Below are 24,185 nucleotides of genomic sequence, written 5' to 3' on the forward strand. Positions count from 1 at the left end.
GGGGGGAGTGATCACAAACCAATAACTACTAGCTAATTATTGATCGTCCATTGTTCCTGTTACTATGCAGTCCCCTATGAAAATTCTAGAACATCAAAGTCGTTATCATAATAGACACGACTAATATCCTTGTTGTCTGCCGTTCGCTCTAGATAGCCTCCATGCTTGATTCCAATTCGTTAATGACCTACTCCCCGGCCAGCAAGGGCGATCGCCAAAATTCTTCCCAAGGGGATGTGCTGCTGCGCCTAGAGGGAGTATCCAAAATTTATGGGGCAGGGGAAACGGAAGTCAAAGCTTTGGCTGATGTCAGTTTGACCATTGCCAAGGGTAGTTACTGCGCCATTATGGGGGCCTCTGGATCGGGTAAGTCCACCATGATGAATATTATTGGTTGCCTAGACCGCCCCACCCTAGGCCATTATTTCTTGGACGGGGAGGATGTGTCCGGTTTAAGTGCTGACCAGTTAGCCAAAATTCGCAATCGCAAAATTGGCTTTGTGTTTCAGCAATTTTATCTGTTACCCCAGATGACCGCCCTGGAAAATGTCATGTTACCGATGATTTATGCGGGCATACCGGCGGAAACCAGAAAAGAAAAGGCCATCGCCGCCTTGGTTAGGGTAGGGCTCAGCCAAAGGCTACATAACCGTCCCAATCAATTATCTGGCGGACAACAACAACGGGTGGCGATCGCCAGGGCCATTGTTAACGAACCGTTATTGCTGCTGGCCGATGAACCCACTGGGGCGTTGGATTCCCACACCACCGAGGAAGTGTTAGCTATTTTTGCCCAGTTGCACAGCACAGGCATCACCATTGTGGTGGTGACCCACGAAGCCGATGTGGCCAGCCATGGAGAACGGATTATTTCCTTCCAGGATGGGCAGATTCTCCGGGATCAGGTCATTAAAACGATTCCCCACCGGGAGGAAGAACTTCAGAAAAACGGTAATGTCCCAGGTTCAGACCGCAATGGATTGCCTGGATAGTGCGCCTTACCCCGATGGGCTTCTTGGAAGTACGGACTGGGGGGTATATTGAAAGGTTGGGGTTGATGGCTCCCCCGACTAGTTTTTGAGCCACTACCACATTTGAGCATCCCCATGGGAAATTTTATGTTAGATCTCAGCGGCAAACACGCCTTCGTTACCGGCATCGCCAATAATCGCTCCATTGCCTGGGGCATTGCCCAACAACTACACCGCGCCGGGGCTGAAATTGGCGTTAGTTATCTTCCGGACGACAAAGGCAGATTTGAAAAGAAAGTGCGGGAGTTGACCGAGCCCTTGCACCCCACCCTTGTGTTGCCGGGGGATGTACAGGACGATGCCCAGGTGGATGCCCTGTTCAATACTGTGAAGGAAAAATGGGGCAAACTCGATATTTTGATCCATTGTTTGGCCTTTGCGGACAAGTCTGGTTTAACGGGGAATTACACCGACATTCCCAAGGAAGCCTTTAGCCAAGCGATGGAAATTAGTACCTATTCTCTTGGTCGTTTGGCCCGGGGCGCAAAACCCCTAATGACCAATGGCGGTAGCATCATCACCCTGACCTATTTCGGCGGTGTGAAAGTCATTCCCAACTACAATCTGATGGGGGTTGCTAAGGCTGGCCTAGAAATGACTGTGCGCTATCTAGCGGCGGAATTGGGCCCCCAAAATATCCGCGTTAACGGTATTTCCGCTGGTCCCATCCGGACCCTGGCTTCTTCGGCCGTAGGGGGTATTTTGGATATGATTCACAATGTGGAAGAGGTGGCACCATTGAAACGCACCGTCACCCAAACGGAAGTGGGCAACACGGCGGCGTTCCTGGCCAGTGACCTATCCAGTGGCATTACTGGGCAAATTATCTACGTCGATTCTGGCTATGAAATTATGGGTATGTATAACTAGTAAAAATAAGATTGAGATGGTGTCACTTTCTGTGAGGCTTGTGTCAAGAGCTTTTTGGTCTGTTGCTCTGCCAGCACTCTTAATTGAATTAGCTATAATGGTAAAGATTAAACGACAAAAATAGTTCTTTGCCATGGGAGCCCATCATCAAGGCCAATTTGAGCAAAAATTTGAGGAAGGAAAGGGCGCTTTTGACCAGGGGCGCTATCGCCAAAGTATTGCTCTTTTTGAGGAAGCGGTTAAACTTTCTGCTGGGGCATCCCGGCGGGGCGGCGAGGCTCAGTTGTGGTTAGCCATGGCCCACCAGGCCAGTGGAGATGTGACCACGGCTAAACAGATTTGCCGTAAATTGGTACGTCATCCCCATCCTGAATGTCGCAAGCAGGGACAACAGGTGTTGGAAATTTTGCAGGCCCCCCAGTTAACCCGCCCGAAGGAGTGGTTGACCCCCATCCCGGATTTAACCGACCAGGAAAATACCAAGCCCAGTACCCCCCGCATGGCCCGTCGCCGTCGTCGTCAGCTGGAGCCTGCCCCCATTCAGTTTGAAGATACCCGGAGAATGAATACCAAGGACAATGGTTTTATCTTCACGGCGATCGCCTTTTTGGCTGTGTTGCTGGGGGTGACCTACTGGTTAAGTTAGTCCCGAACAACCTACCCGATGGCAAAAGTCAACGATGGTAGTCTTCATTTGTCCCTGGTGAGCTAAAAAGCCAGTAAACTAGGCGAGAAATCATCATCCCCAACGGCCCCCTATGGAATGGTTTGCCATTGCTCTGTCCACTTTTCTAACTTTCCTGGCCCCGGTCAACTTCATTGGTGATCAAGTCATAGCCAATCAAATTCGCCAGCGGGTCCATGGGGTGGAAGACCTATCGGTGCGGGTGGATAATGCCCCCAACTATCAATTAATCCAGGGCAAAATCCAACGGGTCCGCATCGCCAGTCGGGGTCTGGAAATTGTGCCCAGTGTGAGAATTCAGCAACTGCAATTGGAAACCGATCCCATTGATGTGGACCTGCAAGCTTTGCGGGAAAACCGTAACCTAGCGGGACTGAGGCAAGCCCTAGGGCAACCCTTGCAGGGGGCGGCGGAACTGGTGCTCAGCGAAGTGGATGTCAATAAAGCTCTGCAAAATGCCACCGTTAAGGAACGGCTACAACAACAAATTGACCAACGGGTACCCGCCGATGTGCCCCGCTTTCAACTGCTCAACGCCCAAGTGGATTTCCTCGGGAAAGATCGCCTCGGCATTAACTTGGAACTAGGGCAACAACTGGAACCCAACGCTGATCTGGAAAAATTAGCCATTGCCATCGAAACTGGCATCTCGATCCAAAACGGCGATCGCCTAATCCTGGTTGAGCCCACAGCCTCCCTCAATGGCCGCCGCATCAACACCAATGTTCTGAACAGTATCATCAGCAGTTTTAGCGATAACCTCAGCTTAAAAAGATTGGAAGATCGGGGCATCACCGCCAGAATTTTACGGTATGACATCACCCCGGATGAATTCAGTTTTAGTGCCTTCGGCAGTATTGCACCGGAAAAAGAATAAAAAAATGCCCCCAATGCGATGGATTAGGGGCGGGACTTATTTAGTGGATTAACGATCAGACTTGATATTTACCACTTTTAAACAGGAAATATGTTGGTGAAATCACTAGTCGTTAATGTGCCGGTGAAGTTAGTCAATTCGATAAACGCATCCTTGGTGGCATTAAAGCCAATTGAGCCATCGTTGATAGCCACAAAGGTGCGGGAACCTACGGTAATTTGAGCAGCATCATAAGCACCAAGAGTTGACAAGCCAAGAACTGTTACCCCCAATCCAAAGATGCTATTAGCGCTCAGTTGACGCACACCTGGAAGGATGCCGTCAGTTGGTACCTGTTGAACAAAGAACTTATCTTGCCCAATTGTAAAATCAGTGATGACATCAACCTTAGACAAATTAACGTTGAACCAGGAAATTCCTATCTGAGAATCGGTCAGAGTAGTGTAGTCAAACAGGTCATTATCAGAACCACCAGTTAGAAGGTCTTTTTCTGCACCACCAGAGATAAAGTCATTTCCATCGCCCCCAAAGATGGTGTCCTTGCCCCCCCCTCCTCTTAGGATGTTGTCTTGAGCATCGCCGGTAATACTGTCATTACCACTAGTGCCGATAACATCATCAAAGTTAATGACTTTTGCTAGAGAAAAAGTGGGATCAGTTTCGTTGGGGGAAGACAGAGTTTCAGCGCTCAAATCTACATTAACCGGTGAAACAGCACCAGAAAAGTCGATGGTGTTATTGTCAGCACCACCATTGGCAATGACTTCTTCGATGTTGAGGAGCGTATCTGTGCCCAGAGCGCCCTTTTCTACGGTTAAGGATAGGTCACCAGTGCCTTTTAGGGTAATAGCCTGGTCACCACTATCTTCGAGGTCTCCATAGTGGGCAGTGTCATAATCGTCGCCACCATCCATGGTGTCATTGCCTTGGCCACCAAATAGGGTGTCATTGTCGAGATCACCAAATACGCTGTCATCTCCCAGATCGCCGTATAGGCTGTCATTGCCTTTCCCGCCCCTGACGGTATCATTGCCTTTCCCGCCCCTGACAGTATCATCACCTACATTCCCGTTTAAGAAATCATCTCCCACATTCCCGTTCAGGAAATCATTTCCATCACCACCGGATATGCTGTCATTTCCGTCACCACCGAGTATGCTATCGTCTCCATCACCACCGGATATGGTGTCGTCTCCGCCCATACCGTAGATGGTGTCATTTCCCCCTAGACCAGTTAAGACGTTATTCCCGTCGTTACCAATAATGACGTTATCTAGGGCATTACCTTCGCCGTTAATGTTATCCGTACCCGTCAAAGTTAGATTCTCAATAAATTGGGGGGTTAAATCAAGTAACGTCAGTCCTAGATAAAGAGCATAGTCAACAGGACCTAGTCCGATCACGGGCAGGGCGGCAGCGGTATTATTAGCAAGTCCACTGATCCCTGGCAAAGAAAAGGTGGAACCGTTTAATGAGTAGGTCACTGAAGATTCGACTAAATCTGTGCCATCTGTATCTAGCCACTCTCCAACTAAATCACCAGTATTGTCAACAATGTAGGTATCGTCACCGAAACCACCGAACATGGTATCGGCCCCGGTACCACCATCCAAAAGATCGTCACCGGTTAACCCCACTAGGATGTCAGTTCCTGCATCACCAAAGATACTATCGTCGCCCAAGGTACCAATTAGGGCGGGGCGAAAGTTCTTGGTCTGCAAAACTAGACCCAAAAAGCCTCCAAATGAAGCACCGGTGTTGTTATCGTTTTGGGGAGTTCCGTTAATGATAGCCATAGTACCTAACCTCTAATGTAAACTGTGGAGTATAAAAAACTAATGCTTGAAATATGAACACCATTAATGGGACGGCAGTGGTAGACGAATCTAATGGCGGCGGGTAGATTGGCAAATCAAAGGAAGCTGGCGGCTTTCCAGACGAACCAAACGGATTGGACATCCACTGTGGGTGTTCATACTGAAATTTTATACTAGGTTAATTGATTTAAGTGCTAAGGAATGCTTAAGAATGGGCTGCTTTATTAATTTTTATGTTCTTAGGTTGAGCTTTGTAAACTTGAAATTTTCATTCGCCAATCACTCTCGGAAAAATTGTGAGGCAGAAAGATGGATTTGTTGATGATCGCCGGAGGCTAATTTCCCCCAGAAAGGCGGGGAAGCCCCCACGGCCTCGAATTTTCTGCTAGAAATACCTAGGGGGCTCTTTAAAAAATCCCTTTAAAATCGAACCCTTTAGGAGAACACCAACTATATGTTTACTAACGTCAAGTCCACCATCCGCCGTGTTGATCCCGAAGCGTTACATGGGCGCAAGCTACTCAAGGTGGTCTATGTGGTCTTGGAATCCCAGTATCAGAGCGCTTTGTCGGCGGCCGTTAGAAACATTAACCGTACTAACTCCAGCCTGGCCATCCAATTAACGGGCTATTTGATCGAGGAGTTGCGGGACCCGGAAAATTACGCCAACTTTAAGCACGATGTCAGCGAAGCAAACCTCTTCATTGCTTCCCTGATTTTCATTGAGGACTTGGCCGATAAGGTGGTGGAAGCCGTAACTCCCTACAGAGATAACCTAGATGCGGCGATCGTGTTCCCCTCCATGCCCCAGGTGATGCGCCTCAACAAAATGGGTTCTTTCTCCATGGCGCAATTGGGCCAATCAAAAAGTGCGATCGCCCAGTTTATGAAAAAGCGTAAGGAAAACAGCAGTGGCGCTGGCTTCCAGGATGCAATGTTAAAGCTGTTGCGGACCCTGCCCACGGTGCTGAAATATTTGCCGGTGGAAAAAGCCCGGGATGCCCGCAATTTCATGCTCAGCTTCCAGTATTGGCTGGGGGGCTCCCAGGAGAACTTGGAAAATTTCTTGTTGATGCTGACCGATAAATACGTTTATCCTGATTTGGGCTTAGACAAATTGGTCAACTACCAAGAGCCGGTGGTTTATCCCGATATGGGCATTTGGCATCCCCTATCGATGCAGATGTTTGAAAATGTTAAGGATTATCTGGAATGGTATAACCAACGTCCTGACATTTCCGACGACTTAAAAGATCCCCTCGCCCCTTGTATTGGTTTGATCATGCAGCGGACGCACTTAGTTACTGGGGATGACGCCCATTACGTCGGCATGGTGCAGGAATTGGAGGCTATGGGGGCCAGGGTTATTTGTGTGTTCTCCGGCGGTCTTGATTTCTCCAAACCCGTGGATGAGTATTTCTTGGATAAAAGTGTCAATGGCATGGAGCCGCTGCCGATCGTCGATGCCGTGGTATCCCTAACGGGCTTTGCCCTGGTGGGAGGCCCCGCTCGCCAAGACCATCCCAAGGCGATCGAGTCTTTAAAGAAATTAAACCGCCCCTATATGTGCGCCCTGCCCCTGGTGTTCCAAACCACGGAAGAATGGGAAGCCAGTGACCTCGGTTTGCACCCGATCCAAGTAGCGTTACAAATTGCCATTCCTGAATTAGACGGGGCGATCGAACCCATTATCCTCTCCGGTCGAGATGGTTCCACCGGCCGAGCTATTGCTTTACAGGATCGGTTAGAGGCGATCGCCCAACGGGCCATGAAGTGGGCTAATCTACGGAAAAAACCGAAGCTTGACAAAAAAGTTGCCATTACCGTTTTTAGCTTCCCCCCCGATAAGGGCAATGTGGGTACTGCGGCTTACTTGGATGTATTTGGCTCCATTTACGAGGTGATGAAAGGGCTCCAGGGTAACGGTTACGATGTCCAGGATTTACCTGGCTCTGCCAAGGAATTGATGGAAGCGGTGATCCACGATGTCCAAGCCCAATACAACAGCCCGGAATTAAACATCGCCCATCGCATGTCAGTGGAGCAATATGAACGGCTTACTCCCTATTCCGTGCGATTGGAAGAAAACTGGGGCAAACCACCGGGACATTTGAACAGTGATGGGCAAAATCTGCTAATTTACGGCAAAGAATTTGGCAATGTCTTCATCGGCGTACAACCCACCTTTGGCTATGAAGGCGACCCGATGCGGTTGCTATTTTCCCGTTCCGCCAGTCCCCACCACGGTTTTGCCGCCTACTACACCTATTTGAACCACATCTGGAAAGCCGATGCAGTACTACACTTTGGCACCCATGGTTCCTTGGAATTTATGCCCGGTAAGCAAATGGGCATGTCCGGAGAGTGCTATCCCGATAACTTGATCGGCACCATTCCCAACTTGTACTATTACGCCGCCAACAATCCTTCCGAGGCTACCATCGCCAAACGGCGGGGTTATGCTTCCACCATTTCCTACCTCACCCCCCCCGCGGAAAATGCCGGTTTATACAAAGGGCTACAGGAATTAAATGAGTTAATTGGTTCCTATCAAACCCTCAAGGACTCCGGCCGGGGTATTCAGATTGTCAACACCATCATGGATCAAGCCCGCATCTGTAACCTTGACCAAGATGTGGACTTACCAGACATCAATGCGGAGGCAATGGATCAAGAGCAACGGGATACCATTGTCGGTTCCGTTTACCGCAAGCTGATGGAAATTGAGTCCCGGCTCCTGCCCTGTGGTCTCCATGTCATTGGTCAGCCCCCCACCGCCGAAGAGGCGATCGCCACCTTGGTCAATATTGCCAGTTTGGACCGGGAAGAGGAAGGCATTTGGTCCTTGCCCACCCTGATTGCGGAAAGTATTGGGCGCAACATGGAGGAAATTTACCGCAACAGCGACAAAGGCATTTTGACCGACGTGGAACTGTTGCAGGACATAACCCTGGCCTCCCGCGCCGCTGTTGCCGCTTTAGTGCAGGAGCAAATTAACGCCGATGGTCGGGTTTCCTTTGTTTCCAAACTCAACTTCTTCAAAATTGGCAAAAAAGCTCCCTGGGTTAAATCCCTCTGTGATTCCGGCTATACCAACGTCAACGAAGAAAAACTCAAACCCCTGTTTGAATACCTGGAATTCTGTCTGGAACAGGTTTGCGCTGATAACGAATTTGGCGGTTTACTCCAAGCCCTGGAAGGGGAATATGTTCTACCGGGCCCCGGCGGTGACCCCATCCGGAACCCCAACGTGTTACCCACGGGGAAAAATATCCACGCTTTGGATCCCCAGTCCATTCCTACCCTGGCCGCTGTGCAATCGGCAAAGGTAGTAGTGGATCGCCTCTTAGAACGACAAAAGGCGGAAAATGGCGGTAATTATCCCGAAACCATCGCCTCTGTGCTCTGGGGCACGGATAACATCAAAACCTACGGCGAATCCCTCGCCCAAATTATGTGGATGGTGGGGGCCAAACCTGTCCCTGACGCCCTCGGCCGGGTTAATAAAATCGAACTGGTTTCCCTGGAGGAGCTAGGCCGCCCCCGCATTGACGTGGTGGTGAACTGTTCCGGCGTTTTCCGAGATCTGTTTATTAATCAGATGAACCTGTTAGATCAAGCGGTGAAACTAGCTGCCGAAGCCAATGAACCCCTGGAGATGAACTTTGTTCGTAAACATGCCCTCGAACAAGCTGAGGAAATGGGCATTGGGGTACGGGAAGCAGCCACCCGGATTTTCTCGAACGCCTCCGGTTCCTATTCCTCTAACGTCAACTTGGCTGTGGAAAACAGTAGTTGGGAAGACGAGGCTGAATTGCAGGAAATGTACCTCAAGCGCAAATCCTTTGCCTTCAACTCCGATAACCCCGGCATGATGGATCAAAGTCGAGATATGTTCGAGCGGGCTTTAAAAACCGCCGATGCCACTTTCCAAAACCTCGATTCTTCGGAAATTAGCTTGACCGATGTATCCCACTATTTTGATTCTGATCCGACTAAGTTAATTGCCACCCTGCGGGATGACGGTAAGGCCCCTGCTGCCTACATTGCCGACACCACCACCGCCAACGCCCAGGTGCGTACCCTGTCGGAAACGGTGCGCCTTGATGCCCGCACTAAACTGCTCAACCCTAAATGGTACGAAGGAATGCTCTCCCACGGCTACGAAGGGGTACGGGAACTGTCCAAACGGTTAGTGAATACCATGGGTTGGAGTGCCACCGCTGGCGCTGTGGATAACTGGGTCTATGAAGACGCTAACAACACCTTCATCAAAGATGAGGAAATGTGCAAACGGTTGATGGATCTAAACCCCAACTCTTTCCGCCGTATGGTCAGCACTTTGTTGGAAGTGAATGGTCGCGGCTATTGGGAAACTTCCGATGAAAACCTGGAACGGTTGCAGGAGCTTTACCAAGAAGTGGAAGATCGCATTGAGGGCGTTGAGTAGTTTGTATATTAACTTGATAAATGAGGGGAGATGGGTTAAACTGCTCCCCTCTATTTTAAAAATAAATCAAGAAATACACTCTATGGATCGGCTTGTAGGAAATCAGGATTTGAAGCCGTGGTATTTCTCTAACAGTTAGTTACTGTATTTTTTCAAGTAGTTCTGTTGCGTTTTTCCATTCAGATACTTTGCCGTTTTTATACACTTTAGAGATAAATGGTGCGGGGTGTTTTTCGATAAATTTCAACATTCCGATTAGTGCATCGCCAAAGGCAATTGCCGTTTCTTCTCCGGTGAGTTTTTTGGAAGCAAGGGTAAACATCCGAATCCCGGCACGGGCGACAGCTTGTCGTTCCATGGTATTTCTCGCTATCCGCGCATCTTTAGTTAAAACAATCCACCCCCATTCACCAATTTGAGGTATCCAGAATTGATCCGGCGTATTTTGTGGAAAATGATCGTCGTGAATTTCAACGTTTATCCCCGTTTCCCTAAGCATTTCTAGAATGGGATGTTTGCCAAGGCAGCGATCAATAAAGAAAACGATTTGTTGTTGATATTCGGTCATGCAACAGCGCGACGATAACGGCTTTCACAACGAATTGCTTCTTCAATTTTCTCGATATCGCAATCATAATCATAGGCTAGTTGTTTATGGGAATCGCCCGCTAAAAATCTCTCTGCAACGATCTCTGTGGGAATTCCTGTGTCTGCAATAACCATCCTTCCGAAAGCAATGCGTGGATCGATTACGACAATACGGGGGCTATCTTGGTCTTCGTTGCGAGTGAAGGGGAATAATTTTATGGCTAGTCCCTTATCATCAGGTTCGATCCTTTCGAGGTGAGCTTTCATTGCATCTTTAAGGATAATTTGACGTTGGTTTGATGCGTTAATTAGTTCGCCGTAGCAGTCTATGAAAATGTCTACGCCATCAGTAAAAAACTCCTGATGGGCTAGGGGATGCGGAATTTTTATTTTTTCGTCGATGTAGTCTAATGCGATGCGAACTTTCTTTAAGTCAATTTGGTGATGTTTACGAATCGATCTCAGTACATGAATTTCAATAAGATTAATAAAAGTCAGCCTGAGAGGCTTCTTGATTTTGGCGGTGATAACCGGCTCAAAATGATTGTGACCATCTGTGACTCTGTAGCGATAGCCTACTGCCCAAGAGCGAATGGTTGGGGCGGGAATACTTAGGTAGCGGGACGCGTCCCCAGCAGAATAGTTGGGAATATTACGTGGATCTTGACCGCCATAAATATCGATCACTTTTAGCCTGTTTCGTTTCGGGGTTATTCTATTTTAAGGCTAACGATCGTTTTTTGTCCCTGTACTTTGAGTTATGCCTAAACTTGAAATATCTTATTTCTATTATTCCCGAGGAGAAAGGAGGATTTACCGCACTGATTCCCGATTTACCCAGATGTATGACCCAAGGAGAAACAATCGAAGAAGTTCTGATAAATATTGAAGAAGCTCGACAGTTATGGATTGAGACAGTTTATCTGAGTGGCAAAAAAGTGATTTCCCTCAGAGGCGGACAGAAAGTGAAAGAGGTTTAAATGGCGATCGCCATCATGAAGAAAATTAGGTGGCGATAACAGCGGTCGCCATCATAGAAAAATAAACGGCGATCGCCGCATGCCGTCTCAATTAAGATCGCCAACTAGTTCAGAACTGCGAAATATTATCCATCATCCCCCACAAAAAGAAGACAAAAAAGGCAGACTGTCAGGGACTACTTCTGGGATAATACTTACAAATTTAATTAACAATCTTTATTTATCAATAATTTATGAAAGTACAGTTTTATGAAAAATTAGGTAAGCGCAGAACTCAAAGTATTTTGTTGTCTGTTGCAATATTAATTATTTCCTATTTTACTTACTTTCATAATTATAATTATCCCCAGGCAGTCTTTTGGGATGAAAATTATCATATTCCTGCAGCTCAGAAATATCTTAACAGAACTTTCTTTATGTATGAGCATCCTCCGCTAGGACCAATGTTAGTTGCCCTTGGAGAGCATTTGCTACACCCTAATAATTTTTCTAATCAGTTTAATGATATTTATTATGCCAAGGATTTTCCTGCTGATTTTTCCTTTGCTGGTTATCGTTTTATTCCAACAATTTGTGCTTGGTTATTGCCCTTGGTATTCTTTTTTATTACCCTAAATTTAGTGGACAATAAGATTATCGCTTTTTTGTTGAGCTTTCTTGTTTTATTTGATAATGCAATGATTGTGCATTTTCGAGCAGCAATGCTGGATGCTCCATTAATGCTATTTATTGCCCTTTCAATTTTATTTTTTCTATTAGCTTTAAAAAATAAAAAATATAATAAATACTTAGCCCTTTATTCCATTGGACTGGGAGTCAGTGTTGGCCTAGTGGCTACAACTAAAATGACTGGCTTAATTGTCTTATTGTTATTTCCACTGTTATTTTCTAAGCTATTTCCCCATTGGCAAAAAGTTATTTTGTCACTGGGAATTGCATTGATTAGTTTTGTCTTAACGTTTGTGATGGTTTGGCAAATTCATTTTTCTATTGCTAAAAATATCAATTCAAATTTAGATAGTGGTGGATATTTTGATATTTCCACAGAATACAGGGAGTTAATTGATCAGAATAAGCAAAATGAAATTTGGTCATTTCCCTTAAGACTACAGGAGCATTTTAAGCACGTAAAAAATTATCAAAAGGGCGTACCAAAATTAGATTTAAGCAAGCCAGATGAAAATGGAAGCCCAAGCTTATTTTGGCCTTTGGGAGCCAGAGCAATCAACTATCGCTGGGAAACTGCTGATGGTGTTTTCTACAAATACCTATACTTACAGGTTAATCCAGTGGTCTGGTTTTTGGGACTCAGTGGAACTTTAGGAACAACGGCATTAATTTTTGTTTATATCTTTTTTCCATTACGGGAACCGCTTAAAAATAAGTTTCTAGTGGCTACTTTTTTGCTTCTTTACTGGAGCTATATGATTCTCATTAGTCAGTTGGGTAGAGTGATGTATCTATATCATTACTTCCCAGCGCTGTTATTTAGTTTTTGCTTGTTTGCTCTTTTGGTTGAAGAAACAAGGAAAATAGGAAATTTATTATTAACTACTAAGTACAAAATTTTGATTTTAGCAGTGTTATCGGCAATGGTTCTTGTATCCTATCACTTTTATAGCCCATTAACCTATTATCAAACTTTAAATGATGAACAGTTCCGCCAGCGCATGATTTTCCCTCTTTGGGATTTACGATGTGTGAATTGTGCAAGAACAGGATTCTACAAATAAAAAAATTAAAGGCATACAACTAAGGCATGCCTCTAACAATCATGAATTGTTGCTTCGGAATCAGAATTCTATTGAGATAAGAGATCTAGTCAGCTTGACACTAGCGACAAGATTTTTGTCCGTTGTTCCATTTACCGCCAGCGGCAATACAAGTCACACGATCAGTAATTGAACTAAGGGGAAGAGTAGAACTAACACTAGACTGAGCGCTTGATGCCATGGAGCTAGTACTTGATGTCGCACTAGATGCAGTACTGGAAACCTGCGAGCTGATACTAGAAGCAGCACCTGACGCTATGGAGCTAGAACTTGAAACACCACTGACCAGGGGTGGTTGAGAAACAAGACGACCGCCTTGGGCAAGGGGAGATAAGCTTGGCACAGTGCCAGTGGTACTAGTTTCCAAAGATTGCCATGTTGAGCTGGCTCCTATGGCTGGGATAGGATAGGCGGAAGAAGTGGTATTTGTAAATTCGTTCGGAACGGTGTTTGAAGGCTGGCTGGAAACTATCGCTAATTTGCCATTGTTTGATCCACAACTGCCTATCTTGCCGAAGCTCTTAACAATGAAAGTACCGTAAAAGTTACCATTGCCAGTTTTACCAAGGGCATAGTTAGGAGCAAGAACAAAGGCGTCCACTGCCCTATCAGAGTTACCGTTCATGCAAATTTCGCCACCAGACGACTTCATACCGAAAATTTGCAGATTTGTCGGAACACAACCGGCTGTGGTTTTGCAGTTGCTATTGACACTTGTTGTTTTAGGAATATCTCCATAAAGATAAATTCTGTATTTTTTACCACCACTGTGATCCAGGGTAATATCCCCTAAATTTGAAGGACTGCTGTAATAGAAATAGCCATCGGCCGCCGGTACCTCTCCAACTCTTGGCAAAGAGGCTGAGCCACTCAAGGTATAAGGGGTGACCCCTGTGGGAACGCTAGGAATTGATGGCATTGGGGCGTCAGTTCGATATGCTTCATAGCCTCTCGATTTTTGTGCTGCATTTAATTGACCCATGTAGGTGTTTGAAATATTTCCACCACAGTCGCTGATGGCAATGTCGCCATCAATTGTGCCAGCACTGTCGTTGTAACTAGTTTCCGATTTGCTTAGATCATTAACCCCTCCCTCTTTAACCCATAGTCCGGGAGAAATCGTGCTCACGTCAAAGGGAGTGTCACTTGATTCTGGAGTGACGGAAATAGGGAATGTGGTTGTGATAGTTGTCTTTGTCTCTTTACCGGGAACCTCACCCTCAACGGTCATTTGAGCTAACCAACTCTTTCCGGCAGGAGGATAATAGCTTTGTCCGGTGGCAGAGTCATAGCCTTGATAGCTAAAACTAGTTAGGCGAAATTTGCCTTTGCTGGAGTCTCCTGTAACTAAATCTTTCCCTGTCACTGCTGCGGTACGAAGGTCTTTCAGTGCTGACTTGATTTGGGTTTCCTTTGTCGTAATTTCGGCTGAGGTAGGAGGAGTTCCGCTACTACACGCGCTATTACCTGAGGCTCCACCTCCAGAAGCCAAGTTCGTTGCGATTTTTGTCACATATTTTTGGAGATCAGTATCATTAATCACAACTGTGCCATCACCGTTAACTGTTATTGCCGTTTCCCATTTATCCTTAGGATACAAAGCCATAAACTTTGAGCCCAGTAAAAAATTTTGTATCTGTGTCACTCCAGCTTCGGCTACTGCCTCTGACTGCTGTTTCATCGCCTTGGAAGTGACCTGATTTTGATCATTCATCCCCTTCATGGCGATCGCCGCCGCCGCCACGGTAATTACCAACCCCCCCATAATCACCATGGGCATGGCAAAACCAGTATTACGTTTGGCAGCGGTGAGAAAATTGAGGAAAAAGCGAGTATTCATGACTGATTTTCAACTGTGAGTAAAAACAAGGTAGGCGAGACGGGAAAGCAACCAATAACAAAAAACAAATGAATTATATTTAAGGGCACTGGACTCTGGTTATTGTTTGAAGCGGGGCTAACTTTTTTTGACGACGTTTCATCTCACCAAACTATATTTTATTATTCCAGTTGACCCACGTATGTGACCCGGATCACAATCCTTTACTTCCTCACTAAGCCGTAAATTTAACCTACCCAGGTGGGATCGGAAAAATAGCACGTAGGTTAAAAACAAGTCAGGCTCAAAGCCCCAAACCCTTGTCAGTCAAGAATTCTAGCCCAATTAAAAATGCCCTGCTGGGGGATAAGGCGGTTGGGAACTGAACCGGAAAAGAGTGCTTCGTCCAACACCAATAAAAGTGCGAGCCAGCAATGGCCCCAGATAAATTAGCATCGTGCCCCAACACCACTTGTCAGCAAGCAAATTTAAAGACTTTTCAAGAATTAGTTAAAGTTAAAATTGGAAAAAAGTTAATTAATTTTCACCTGGCTCCCCCGGGGAAAAATCAAGTTGAAAGAGAGCTGTTGGCAAAAAAGACATCAGGATTCCTGGCCCTGGAGGCAAATTAAGGACAAAAGGCGCTGTTGGTTGGTTGCTAATGAACTGGGAAGTCTGAGCTATACCAAAAGTCAACCACATAGGGTCATGGCTCATTGGAGTTAATACCAATGACATCACCTGACGTTTCTGTTGTGGAGTCAGCATTCCCTGGAGATTCAAACACCACTACTTGGTCACGACCCTGGTGCTTAGCCATGTAAAGAGCTTGGTCAGACCGTTGTAAGAGTTGTTGAAAATTCTCTGCCTGGTCGGGAAAACTAGCCAAGCCGAACGACACAGTAATTTGTTTAAAATCAGATTCGGATTCCCCCATGTTCTGTTCTTTTAAAAGTTGTCGAAAAGCCTCAGTCCGCTCTCGGGCATAGGTGAGAGGAGCGTCGGGCAAAATCACCAAAAATTCCTCCCCGCCATAACGACAGACCAAATCAGATAGACGGAAATAGTCTAATAAAAGTTGGGCAAGTTTAACTAACACCACATCTCCAGCCCGGTGGCCCCAACGGTCATTCAACTGTTTGAAATGGTCGATATCAATCATAACGACGGTGAGGGGACTTCGATTTCTTTCCGCCTTATGAATTTCTCGTTTGAGGGCAGTTTCCCAATAACGACGGTTATATAGCCCGGTCAGGGGGTCTTTGATATTTTGAGTCAGTAAGGTTTCCCTTAATTTTAGATTGCCAAGGGTAAGGGAAATGCTTTCTGAGATGGTTTTAGCCAGTTGCTTATTGATGTGATCAAAAGTGCCAGCAACGGAGGAGCAAAAAAACAATAATCCACTATGACTTTCATCGATCATTAAGGGTAAGCAGAGGGTCTCCTGGCAATTTTCATCTTGGGCCAGGTGGGAACAGGGCACAGAATCAAAGGCATTAACGGTATAGTGGTTGATGCTATTACGACGCAGAGCCCAACAATCCTGTTGAGTAAAATATTCTATGGAGTTGGGCGAACCCCAGCTTAAGACCAAAACAAGGGAATTTGCATCTTCACTAATTTCAAAAATTGCTCCACTTATACTGGGAAAAATTTGTTGTAAAAATTGCGGAATAATTTTGTAGGCTTCCTGCTTACTTTTACACGCTTGCAGAAAATCAGTCAAGCGATTGAAGGTGCCGTACATATAATTAATCCTTTCCAATTTACTAACGGTTTCTGCCAACTTTTCATTCGTTAATAGCAAATCCATTTCGATTATTTTTTTCTCAGTAATGTTAGTAAACATTCCCAGGGCTCCCGTGACATTTCCCTGATGGTCCCTAAATGGATCAGCGGCAATTAAAAACCAGACTTCCGAGCCATCTCGATGGAGAAAACGAAAATCATGTACCTCTTGATTGCCGTCTAAACGGGTTTGTAACTTCTCCAGGGCCAATTGAGCGTCATCGGGATGCATAAAATCCAAAAAGGACTTGCCTTGAATTTCTTCGGTGGTATAACCTATGGCATCAACCATAGTTTGGTTAATAAAAGTTGTTTTTCCTGCCATATCTATAATCCAGATACCCTCCGCTGTGGTACTCATAAATTGTTGATATACACTTTCGATTTGAGAGCGTTGTTGCTCTAGGCTTTTTCTGTCGCTGATATCTAACATCACGCCAATAATTTGCCAGGGCTGATTATCTTGAGAGCGAATTATGCCCCGGTCATGGAACCACGGATATTCACCGTCTATTGCTTGAAAGCGGTATTCAATGTCAAACATACGTTTTTCTTCCCAGGCATTTTTCATTTCTTCTTCTACCTGGGGCAAATCATCGGGATGAATTCTATTTTTGCGTATTTTGTCATTGTTGCCCATTGATTGAGCATCGTAACCAAGGATAGACAGATAATTGCCCTGCCATTCAATCGTATCCGTTTCTAAATTATGGCAATAGACAATTTCTCCCAGGGCATTAATCAGGAGTTGATTGCGTTCAATTAATTCCACCCTGGCCTTTTCTATAGACTTATAGGGGGTAACATCTTTGAGCAAAATAATAGCTAACTGAAATTCATCATTTTCATTTCTTAGACCAACAGTATTTAATGCCAGATTAAGATTTTTATCCCCCTCTACAGTCGCACTAATTTCCTGCTCAAAACCATGGCGATCGCCTAGGACAATTGCTTGATAAAATTGCCCAAATTTTTGTTGATATTGGGGCTGAATGAAATCAACAAATTTTGACTGTCCCATCGTGACGGATGCTTTGCCCAGTAATGACCAAAGTTTGTGATTATGGCGACGTAATACACCTTCAGAATCTAAAATAGCAATGCCTAATTCTGAACTTTCAAAAATTGCTTTAAATTGATTTTGTATATCAATTAATTTTTGCTCATTGGTAATTTTATTGGTAACGTCTACTCCATTCTGGATTAAATACTTTATGCCCCCTGCTTGATGGAATATCAGACTGCTAGTCCAGTCGATCACAACAGTGCTTTGATCCTGTTTTTTTAACTTATTTCTATAGTTGATTGTGTTTGATGGTTGAGCTTTGTCAGTGAAAATATTGTTTAATTGATCAACTGATTCTGAATCCACCAACAAATCAGTAAAGTTTGTGCCAATCAAGTCATTTTGGCTCAATCCAATTACAGCTTCTGCACTATGATTAATAAAAATGATTTGCCCCTGATCATCTAGCACCACAAGAAGATTATTGCTATTCTCTAAAATGCAGAGAAGATTATTGATTTCACCATTTAAATCTGATAAAAATTGCTCCTGACTGGCAAATTTTGCTTTATCATTGGGTATAATAGCAAGCTTATTTAATTTGAAAAATAACATTATGTCCACACTTTCAAGGGTGATAATTACCACCAAAAAGATCGTGGCCAAACGCCGAAAAGGTGCCTGAAACTGATTCAGGTCAGATTGCACTATGATCGCCCAATTAACTTCTGGGATGTATTGGTAGGCGGCGATCGCCTTCTTGCCATTGTGGTTTAACCCTATAATGACCCCATTCTGTTTTTGCAGAGCTTGGCGCAGGGCACTATTCCAGTGGGTAGGACTGTCGAGAAGATTGGGACAGGTCTGGGTGTACCAACTATAAAAAATCAAGCAAACCAGATACCCATGGCGGCCTTCCCCAATCATAATTTCATTGTTGCCAATGAGGGGATCGGTGTACAGATAGGAACGTCGGAGAATATTGATTACTTCTTTCCTATCTTGACTTTTTAACAAGGTACTAATCAGAGCAGCGTTATGGGAGGCGATCGCCTCTAGCTTGGTTTGTTGATTTCGTAGACTGATTTTGTAAGCGAGCCAAATTCCCGCACCAAAAGTAATTAGGGCAATAGTCGCCACCTGTAGAATTAACAAGCCCCATCTTTTTCTTTGTCCCACCGCTTTGTTCCACAAACATCTTCAAAGTGGCCTAATCAATCCAGCATAGGAGGTCTGAAAACTCCAAAAACCTTACCACTCCGAAATCATTCTAGCCAATTTATGTTTTAAATTCCCACAGTATGCACAACTAAAATCTCTGCTTGACACGGACGATCGCCATACTATAAACACCCAATCCCCTCTTAGGACTTAAGCTAGAACTATGGCAACAGACTGATTGGCGGCAATGATGGCAAAGAAATCCCCGTGGTAAAATCAAACTTCATGCCGAGTTGGGTATGGAAAGCCAGCGTACTTTAATTTGCACTTGTATTCTAGGCTTAGTTATTGTAACGGGCACTCCCTCATAGCAGAATGTTCAAACCATTGGCCAATTCTTCATGCTACTATCCCTGCGGATTATTAATTTTGCTTTGATTGATTGCTTAGAAATTAACTTCGGGCAAGGCTTAAATGTATTGACGGGGGAAACCGGAGCGGGGAAATCAATTTTGCTTGATGCTATTGATTTGTTGCTAGGGGGGAAGGCCGGGGCTAGGGTTCTGCGTCAGGGTTGTCCCAATGGATCCATTGAGGGAATTTTTAATGCTCCCCCCGCCATTAACCAATGGTTAGTGGCCCAGGCCATTGAACCGTTAGAAGATAACACCATTGCTTGCACCAGGGAATTTAGCAAAAAAGGAAGCTCGTTAAATTCCCGTTCTCGCCTTAATGGGGTGTTGGTAAATCGACAAATTTTGGCAGAATTACGAAGCCAATTGGTGGAAATTACAGCCCAGGGTCAAACTCAACAGTTATTAGATCCAGGGGAACAACGACAATTACTAGATCTATTTGGTGGTCAAGCTTTACTAGAAAAACGCCAGGCAGTGGAGAATGCCTACAAACAATTTACCCAGGCAAAACAAGCTTTAATAGCCAGGCAACAATCGGAACAAAATCGTTTACAACGGTTAGATTTTTTAACTTACCAGTTACAGGAATTGACGGAAGCAGCATTAACCGATGGTGATGAATGGGAATTGTTAATCCAAGAGCAAGAAAAACTTTCCCATGTGGTGGAACTACAGCAATTAAGTTACCAGGCTACTCAACTTTTGTACCAAAGTGAACGGGATGCCCCGGCGATCGCCGATCTGTTGGGGGATGCGGAGGGACAGTTGCAAACCATGGCGGAATTTGACAGTGGCCTTAATCCCTTATTGGAGTTAGTACAAACAGCATTAACCCAAGTAATTGAAGCGGGAAGGCAAGTGCAACGCTACGGCGATAATTTGGAAGCTGACCCAGAGCGGTTGGGGGAAGTGGAAGAAAGATTACAAATATTGAAAAGAATTTCTCGTAAATACGGCCCCAGTTTAACCGAAGCCATTACTTACCAGGAAAAAATTCAAGCTGAATATGACCAATTGACGGACGGAGAACAATCCCTGGCCCAGTTGCAAGAAGCATTGACTGAGGCAGAGCAAAAATTAATCAAGCATTGTGGCCAGTTAACTTTAATCCGACAGAAAACAGCCCAAAAACTGGAAAAAAGATTGGTACAGGAACTTAAACCCTTGGCCATGGAAAAGGTGATTTTCGTTTGTCAATTGGAGTCCACCCCTCCCAGTAGTTTTGGAGCAGAACAGGTAGTATTTTATTTCAGTCCTAATACAGGGGAAAAAATTCAACCTTTAGCGGCCACCGCCTCCGGTGGGGAAATGAGCCGCTTCCTCCTTGCCCTCAAAGCCTGTTTTAGTGACCTATCTCCCCCCAGTCAGACCTTAATTTTCGATGAAATTGATGTGGGGGTATCCGGCAAAGTGGCCCAGGCGATCGCCGACAAACTAGCCCAACTGAGTCAGCGTCAACAACTCCTCTGTGTCACCCATCAACCCTTGGTGGCGGCCCTGGCCGATGTCCATTTCCATGTGGACAAAGTGGTTATTAACGAGAACATTGCCGATCCGGCGAACCCCCAGCTTGATGAAGATTTACGCACCGTTATTCGCATTACCCCCCTCCAATCCGATGGCGATCGCCAACAGGAATTAGCCCAATTAACCGGGGGCCATTCCGCCAAAGAAGCGTTAGCCTTTGCCCAATCCCTACTAGAAAAATCTGCTGCCCGTCGCCAAGCCTCCCAGGTTTAACTGCCACGGGCAAACAAATTGGAGAACAATTTGTCCCCCGCCTCACCGTTGCCCTGATTCCGGTTAACTTTCCTTGTAAGCCTCCATCCCCTCGCAGGAGCAAACTAAATGGCGATCGCCGTAGGTATTGTTAATGCGACCAACGGCGGGCCAGAATTTAAACTGCTTAGTCCAGGGGGCGGGGTAGGCAGCCTGTTCCCGGTCGTAGGCATGGTTCCATTCACCACAGATGAGGGATTGGGCCGTATGGGGGGCATTTTTCAACGGGTTATCAGCGGGATCAATCTCTCCATGGGCGATCGCCTGGGCCTCCTGGTAAATGGCAATCATAGCATCACAAAAACGGTCTAATTCCGCCAGGGATTCACTTTCCGTCGGTTCCACCATCATGGTGCCCAGTACCGGCCAAGACACCGTGGGGGCATGGAAACCAAAATCCATTAGGCGTTTGGCCACATCTTCCACTTCGATAGCCGCTTGCTTCTTGAGGGGGCGCAAATCAAGGATGCATTCATGGGCAACCAAGCCATTGTTACCCTTGAATAAAATGGGGTAATAATCTTCCAACCGCTTGGCCATGTAATTGGCGTTGAGGATGGCCACCTCCGTCGCTTTGGTCAAACCTTGGGGCCCCATCATGGCAATGTACATCCAGGAAATCACCAAAATACTGGCACTGCCGTAGGGGGCGGCGGAAATCATGCCAATGGACTGATCTTCTTCTGGAGTTGCAGCAGACGAATTTAGGCTAGTCTGGGGTAAAAATTCTTCTAAATGGGCCTTAACGCCAATGGGCCCCATACCAGGGCCACCACCGCCGTGGGGAATGCAAAAAGTCTTGTGTAAATTGAGATGGCAGACATCCGCCCCAAAGTCGGCGGGACGACATAACCCCACCTGGGCATTCATATTGGCCCCGTCCATATAAACTTGGCCGCCAAAGCGATGCACAATATCGCAAATTGAGCCGATGGTAGCTTCAAATACCCCATGGGTGGAAGGATAGGTCACCATCAAGGCCGCTAGGCGATCGCCGTACTTTTCTGCTTTCCCCGTCAAATCCTCCACATCGATGTTGCCTTCCCCGTCGCATTTCACCGGCACTACCTGCATGCCGCACATCACCGCACTAGCCGGATTGGTGCCATGGGCAGATTCAGGGATTAAACAGATATTGCGTTGTGCTTCTCCCCGACTGAGGTGATACTGACGGATCACTTGCAAACCGGCATATTCCCCCTGGGAACCGGCATTGGGCTGCAGGGAAATAGCGTCAAAACCGGTGATCTCCCGCAACCAAGCTTCCAACTGGGCAAATAAAATTTGATAACCCTCCGTTTGACCAGCGGGGGCAAAGGGGTGAATTTTGCCAAATTCGGGCCAGGTAACGGGCATCATTTCCGCTGTGGCGTTGAGTTTCATGGTGCAGGAACCCAACGGAATCATAGAAGTGTTTAAGGCTAAATCTTTGCTTTCTAATTGATGGAGATAGCGCAATAACTCCGTTTCTGAATGGTACTGATTAAAAACGGCGTCCTCTAGGTAAGGACTCTGACGGGTTAGATCTGCGGGGAAACGGGTTTTAACTTCCGACCACAGTTCTGCGGGCGTAAAGGGTAAATCATCCTTGCCAGCAAAAATTTGCCACAGATCGAGCAGATCCTGCACTGTCACTGTTTCATCTAAGCTAATGCCCACTTCCCCAGGGGCCAGGGGCCGCAGATTAATCCCCCGCACTTCCGCTGCTTTCAAAATGGCTGGGGCACTCTGTTCCCCTACCCCCACCCGTAGAGTATCGAAGAAGTAATCGTTATTGAGGCTGTAATTTAACCGCTTTAAACCAATCGACAATAGGGCTGTCAACTGGTGAATTCTCAGGGCAATATTTTTTAACCCCGTGGAGCCATGGTAAACCCCATACATGGAAGCCATCACCGCCAGGAGAACTTGGGCAGTACAGATATTGCTGGTGGCCTTGTCCCGACGGATATGTTGTTCCCTGGTTTGCAGAGCTAAGCGGAGAGCGGGATTACCATGGACATCCTTAGAAACCCCCACAATGCGCCCCGGCATTTTCCGTTGATATTCGGCCTTGGTGGCAAAGTAGGCGGCGTGGGGCCCACCGTAGCCCAAGGGAATGCCAAACCGCTGGGTACTGCCCACCGCAATATCGGCCCCCAATTCACCGGGGGGAGTCAGCAAAGTCAGACTGAGGGGGTCGGCGGCCAGGGTAACTAAAGCTTGGTGCTGGTGGGCTTGGTCAATGAAACTGCGGTAATCATAGATGGCCCCATCGGTGGCGGGGTATTGCAGTAAAGCGCCGAAAATGGGCGTGGAGAAGGAAAAGGTGCGGTGATCGCCCACAATCACGTCAATGCCGAGGGGATTAGCTCTAGTTTTAATCACCTCAATGGTTTGGGGATGGCAGTCCTGGGCAACAAAAAAAGCATTAGCTTTGCTTTTACTCACTCCATAACTCAAGGCCATGGCTTCGGCGGCAGCGGTACCCTCATCCAACAGAGAAGCATTGGCGATTTCCAACCCTGTTAAATCCATCACCATGGTTTGAAAATTTAACAGCGCTTCCAAGCGACCCTGGGCAATTTCTGCTTGGTAGGGGGTATAGGCTGTGTACCAACCGGGATTTTCTAAAATGTTCCGTTGAATAACCGGCGGGGTGATGGTGTCGTAATACCCCATGCCAATGTAGGAACGAAAAACTTGATTTTTGGAAGCAATGGATTTCAATTGGGCGATCGCCCCATACTCACCCTGGGAAGCGGGCAGTTTTAAGGACCGGCAGAGACGAATGGCCGGGGGCACCGCTTGGTCAATCAAATCCCCCAATGCATCAAAACCCAACGCCTGGAGCATCTGCTGCTGTTCCGTTTCGCCGGGCCCTAGGTGACGCTCCAAAAAATTATCCGCCGGAGCCAATTTTCCTTCTAGCTGGTTCAGGTCAACGGCGATCGCCTCGGAGGTGGGGACAACAACGGCGGACTCTAGGTTGGGCATAATGGGGGAGTAGGGAAAGGGTGAACGCCTAGACTGGATCTGTCAAAAAATGTTACAGATTGGCTCTAATTAGATACAAAGCTTAACAAATTTTAGTAGGACTAGGGGTCAACATTTTCCAGGCGGGGTAATCCAGATCAAACTTGCCCAATACCTTTAAACTTTCTCCC

General features: G+C 46.2%; 14 protein-coding genes. 8 read left to right on the forward strand and 6 right to left on the reverse strand.

Translation table 11 applies throughout. The features are described from left to right. The first annotated feature begins 161 nt into the window (after positions 1-161). The 4 genes from IQ217_RS00890 to IQ217_RS00905 all read left to right on the forward strand — a co-directional run bounded on the left by IQ217_RS00890 (position 162) and on the right by IQ217_RS00905 (position 3,463). Positions 162-992 (forward strand): ABC transporter ATP-binding protein, encoded by an 831-nt coding sequence (locus tag IQ217_RS00890; protein WP_228023889.1) that lies wholly within the window; start codon positions 162-164, stop codon positions 990-992. A gap of 126 nt (positions 993-1,118) precedes the next feature. Beyond that, entirely contained in the window at positions 1,119-1,901 is a 783-nt protein-coding gene (gene fabI, locus IQ217_RS00895; protein ID WP_190598086.1) for an enoyl-ACP reductase FabI, read from the forward strand. A gap of 133 nt (positions 1,902-2,034) precedes the next feature. Further along, positions 2,035-2,547 (forward strand): tetratricopeptide repeat protein, encoded by a 513-nt coding sequence (locus IQ217_RS00900; protein ID WP_194018580.1) that lies wholly within the window; start codon positions 2,035-2,037, stop codon positions 2,545-2,547. Positions 2,548-2,659: 112 nt separating this feature from the next. Continuing rightward, a complete protein-coding gene (locus IQ217_RS00905) occupies positions 2,660-3,463 on the forward strand; it encodes an LmeA family phospholipid-binding protein (RefSeq protein WP_194018581.1) in 804 nt (267 codons plus the stop codon). A gap of 77 nt (positions 3,464-3,540) precedes the next feature. On the opposite strand, the gene IQ217_RS00910 is transcribed toward IQ217_RS00905, so the two are convergent. Continuing rightward, positions 3,541-5,259, reverse strand: coding sequence for a calcium-binding protein (locus tag IQ217_RS00910; RefSeq protein WP_190598089.1), 1,719 nt, complete (start codon positions 5,257-5,259; stop codon positions 3,541-3,543). Between the two features lie 475 nt (positions 5,260-5,734). Between IQ217_RS00910 and IQ217_RS00915 the strand changes: the two genes are divergently transcribed. Continuing rightward, on the forward strand, positions 5,735-9,730 hold the full coding sequence (locus IQ217_RS00915; RefSeq protein WP_194018582.1) for a magnesium chelatase subunit H: 3,996 nt from the start codon (positions 5,735-5,737) through the stop codon (positions 9,728-9,730). A 139-nt stretch (positions 9,731-9,869) separates the two neighbouring features. Here IQ217_RS00915 and IQ217_RS00920 read toward each other — a convergent pair whose 3' ends face one another. Both IQ217_RS00920 and IQ217_RS19340 read right to left on the reverse strand, forming a co-directional pair. Continuing rightward, the gene (locus IQ217_RS00920) at positions 9,870-10,298 is read right to left on the reverse strand and encodes a PIN-like domain-containing protein (protein WP_194018583.1); all 429 of its coding nucleotides are present in this window, start codon (positions 10,296-10,298) and stop codon (positions 9,870-9,872) included. Next, positions 10,295-11,005, reverse strand: a complete 711-nt coding sequence (locus IQ217_RS19340; protein ID WP_194018584.1) for a DUF433 domain-containing protein — start codon at positions 11,003-11,005, stop codon at positions 10,295-10,297. Before IQ217_RS19340 ends, IQ217_RS00920 begins: the two co-directional genes overlap by 4 nt. Before the next feature lie 83 nt (positions 11,006-11,088). Here IQ217_RS19340 and IQ217_RS00930 point away from each other — a divergent pair, with 83 nt between their 5' ends. Continuing rightward, positions 11,089-11,298 carry a type II toxin-antitoxin system HicB family antitoxin gene (locus IQ217_RS00930; protein WP_228023891.1) on the forward strand — a complete coding sequence of 70 codons (210 nt, stop codon included), beginning with the start codon at positions 11,089-11,091 and terminating at the stop codon, positions 11,296-11,298. A gap of 233 nt (positions 11,299-11,531) precedes the next feature. Beyond that, the gene (locus IQ217_RS00935) at positions 11,532-13,031 is read left to right on the forward strand and encodes a phospholipid carrier-dependent glycosyltransferase (protein WP_194018586.1); all 1,500 of its coding nucleotides are present in this window, start codon (positions 11,532-11,534) and stop codon (positions 13,029-13,031) included. A gap of 100 nt (positions 13,032-13,131) precedes the next feature. Here the strand turns inward: IQ217_RS00935 and IQ217_RS00940 are convergent, their stop codons facing one another. Beyond that, positions 13,132-14,910, reverse strand: coding sequence for a hypothetical protein (locus IQ217_RS00940; RefSeq protein WP_194018587.1), 1,779 nt, complete (start codon positions 14,908-14,910; stop codon positions 13,132-13,134). A 685-nt stretch (positions 14,911-15,595) separates the two neighbouring features. Beyond that, the gene (locus tag IQ217_RS00945; RefSeq protein WP_194018588.1) at positions 15,596-18,823 is read right to left on the reverse strand and encodes a PAS domain S-box protein; all 3,228 of its coding nucleotides are present in this window, start codon (positions 18,821-18,823) and stop codon (positions 15,596-15,598) included. Between the two features lie 422 nt (positions 18,824-19,245). On the opposite strand from IQ217_RS00945, the gene recN reads away from it, so the two are divergent. Beyond that, positions 19,246-21,000 (forward strand): DNA repair protein RecN, encoded by a 1,755-nt coding sequence (recN, locus tag IQ217_RS00950; protein ID WP_194018589.1) that lies wholly within the window; start codon positions 19,246-19,248, stop codon positions 20,998-21,000. 63 nt (positions 21,001-21,063) lie between these two features. Here the strand turns inward: recN and gcvP are convergent, their stop codons facing one another. Further along, positions 21,064-24,015: an aminomethyl-transferring glycine dehydrogenase gene (gene gcvP / locus IQ217_RS00955; protein WP_194018590.1), complete on the reverse strand. Its 2,952-nt coding sequence runs from the start codon at positions 24,013-24,015 to the stop codon at positions 21,064-21,066. Positions 24,016-24,185 lie beyond the last annotated feature (170 nt).

It is taken from the genome of Synechocystis salina LEGE 00031 (assembly GCF_015207985.1).
Taxonomy (GTDB): Bacteria; Cyanobacteriota; Cyanobacteriia; order Cyanobacteriales; family Microcystaceae; genus Synechocystis; species Synechocystis salina.